At 24.2% G+C, this 3,169-nt stretch carries 2 protein-coding genes; both read right to left on the bottom strand.

Annotation, left to right across the window (positions count from 1 at the left end; translation table 11 throughout):
• Nucleotides 1–356 precede the first annotated feature (356 nt).
• Nucleotides 357–1,499 carry an MFS transporter gene (locus Q0V09_RS09685; RefSeq protein ID WP_297488996.1) on the bottom strand — a complete coding sequence of 381 codons (1,143 nt, stop codon included), beginning with the start codon at nt 1,497–1,499 and terminating at the stop codon, nt 357–359.
• Between the two features lie 9 nt (nt 1,500–1,508).
• Nucleotides 1,509–3,169: patatin-like phospholipase family protein (locus Q0V09_RS09680; protein ID WP_297488994.1), on the bottom strand; the 1,661-nt coding region annotated here is incomplete at its 5' end.

Raw genomic sequence — 3,169 nt, 5'->3', positions numbered from 1 at the left:
TCTACACCAGGACGTACACTCTTTCCCTACACGACGCTCTTCCGATCTTTTTAGGTGGTGCTTTAGCTGGTATTCCAGCAGCTTACTTCTCTATTATTTCTAATGCTCCAGGAACAGCCTCACCTGTACCAGGATTCATAACTCCATTCGCTTTCAATTCTCCAACTACTGTTGTTATTTGTTTATTTTTCTCAATGCTTGGTGGATGTTTAGGTGGCCTTATTATTTCTAATTTATTTAAACATAATTTATTTAAAAATTTAAAAATTCATTCTAAACAAAAAATAGAATATGATTCACTTTAATTACCAAATTAAATTACTGAAAAGGAGTAAATAACTTAATTTACTCCTTTTTTATGTTGTTTTTCTAAATAGAAAAGCTATTAAAAATAAAAAAATAGATAAGAAAATATAATAATTTGAATTTAAGTTTTTATCAATAAAACTAGATAGTAAAAAATTTCCTAACATCATTCCTAAAATAGTAAATGTCCAGTAGACTGAACTTATTTTAGCAAAATTATTTAAAGGAGATATATGTTGTAGTTTTGTTTCAAATTTTATTTTTAATATTTTTCCAATATTATCTAAGATGATGAAAAATAGAGAGTATATAATTATATTTACTTTAAAAAAACTTAGTAAAAAAAGAATGCATGAAAGAAAAAAATAGATTTTATTTTTATTTATAATCTCTATTTTTTTCATAATTAGAATAGTAACTAAAACAGAAATAAAAAATAAAAAACTTTGATATTGACCATATTTAAGATCAGAAAAATTAAGAGTTTCTGTAAAATAATGAATAAAATAAATATCTAAAATAGGATAAATTGCAATGGAAACTAGAAAGTTTTCTATTGTGAGATAAAAAATATCTTTTGTAATAAAAAAACTTTGATTTTCATTTTTGATTTTAAAATCGATTATAGATTTTTTTAATTTAATAAAAGAAAATAAAATACCTGAAATTATAAAGGAGATTAAATCTATTATTAAAATTACATATAATCCAAAATTTATGTATAGGTAACCAGCTAATAAAGGTGAAATAATATCAACACCGTCAAGGTAAATTGTATATTTAGTATTAAATTTAAGTAGATTTTCTTTTGAAATTATCTCTGGAATGATTCCATCAATAGCAGGCGCTACAAAAATACCAACAAGAGATAAGATAAGTTTTAAAACAGATATTGAGTAGATAAAATTAGTATTTGTTAACTCTACAAAAATAATAAAAAATAGTAAAATAAAAGCTCTTAAAAAATCACAAGATATGTTTATATATTTTTTATTAAAAATATCTCCTGTTATTCCACCTATGAAATTGAATAAAATTTCAGGAAGAACTCCCATAGCAAAAAGAATTGCTAAATCAAGTGTTTTGCCTGTTTTTTCTAAAATAAAAAAAGCTAAAGAATAATTTAAAAACTTATTTCCTAAATATGAAACTGTTCTAAGAGTTAAAAATATAGATTCATTTTTATTTTGCACAAGATCCTCCTAAAATGTATATCCTATTTGCACTTGATATAAGGGTGAAGAGGTATAGTCACTTGAACTAATTATAAGTTCTATTGGACCAAAGAAAGTTTTCCAACCAACACCCCCACCATAACCTTGTATAGTACTTTCACTACAACTTTCAATCTCCTTACTGTTCATTAAAGAGATTTTATGATAATTTAAAATATTATATTTACCAATTAAATATAAATTTTCAAGGAGAGAATATTGAAAACCAATACTTCCCATAATAAATTCATCAGTATAAAGATCCATTAGAGGGAGTCCATAAAAACTATAATTTTTTTTTCGTTGAAAATTTCTAAGACCACCAATATTAAAAGTTTCTAAGGGATTTGTATGATCGTCATTTAAAATTTTTCCACCATTAAAATTTAAACCTAAAGAAAGATTTTTAGTTATTGTTAAATAGTTATCTCCAGAAAAAGCAAAACCTTGATGATTTTTATGATTATTTATTGAATTACTTGTAAATCCTTCTAAAGATAGTTCATATCCATTGCTTGGATATATTTTATCATTTAGAGTATTGCTATAAAAAAGAAGAGTGTTTGTAATATAATTTTCAGAATCATTTAATCTTCTAACAAAATTTAATCTTTGACCAGAGTCATATTCTATATTTAAATTTTTATATCCCAATTCATATTTTAAAAGAATATTATTGGATATAACAGTACCTATAGAGAGATTGCTATTAAAAAGATCTCCAACATAAGTAGATTTTTTCTTCAGATTGTCGTAAATAAAAAAAGGATATTGTCCATATGAAATTTCACTAGACATAATAAAATTAGTATTCATAAAAAGATGTTCATTTAAATTTTTTAAAGCAATTTTAGGATATTTTGAAAATTCAGCTTTAATAGTGTGATGTTCACTCCAAAGTCCTAAGAAATTTGGTAATTGGGCAGCAACACCAAGAGCAGCTCCATATTCTGAAATATAAGATATACCAGTGTTTAATTTAGCTTTTGAGTTCTCCTCCACTGTAAATGATATAGTTTCATCTTGAACTTGATAATAGACCCTATTAATGAAGTTTAAAGTGTATATTTTTTCTGTCCATAAGTTAAAATCTTGTCGATTCATTAAAATTTTATCTGGTTTTAAAATTTCTATCTGTTCTTTTGTTAAAATCTTATTATTTTTTAAAATAATATTTTTTATTTTTTTTGGAGCATCTTTTAATTTACTTCCATTTCTTTTTATCAAATTAAATTTTTCTTTATCTTTTAGATTTTTTAATGCAAATTCAAGTTTATTAGCAGCTTTTTTTCCAGATAAAACTAAGTTATCTAAATTATTAAAGTCTAAAGTATCGTGGTTTTTTAAATTGGGAGTGATTAAAACATTAGCTATTTGTTTTTGAAATTCTGCAGAGTGGGAACCTGTGTAAGTTGATATTTTATCAATTATAGTAACTATATTTGATTTGTGAGTTATAGTGTCATTACCTGAAGTAATATCAATAGCAATAACAATATCAGCTCCTAAAGAGATAGCTTCAGTAATTGGAAAGTTATCAATTATTCCACCATCAACATAATATTTTTTATTTTCATGAATAGGTTCAATAAAAGTAGGAATAGCCATACTTTTTAAAGTAGCAAGAGCCAAGTCTCCTTGATCTATAG

Source organism: uncultured Cetobacterium sp., assembly GCF_947039425.1.
In the GTDB taxonomy this organism is placed as follows: Bacteria; Fusobacteriota; Fusobacteriia; order Fusobacteriales; family Fusobacteriaceae; genus Cetobacterium_A.
Note: the sequence above shows the minus strand (reverse complement) of the source record. Positions and strands in the feature narration are given on the sequence as shown.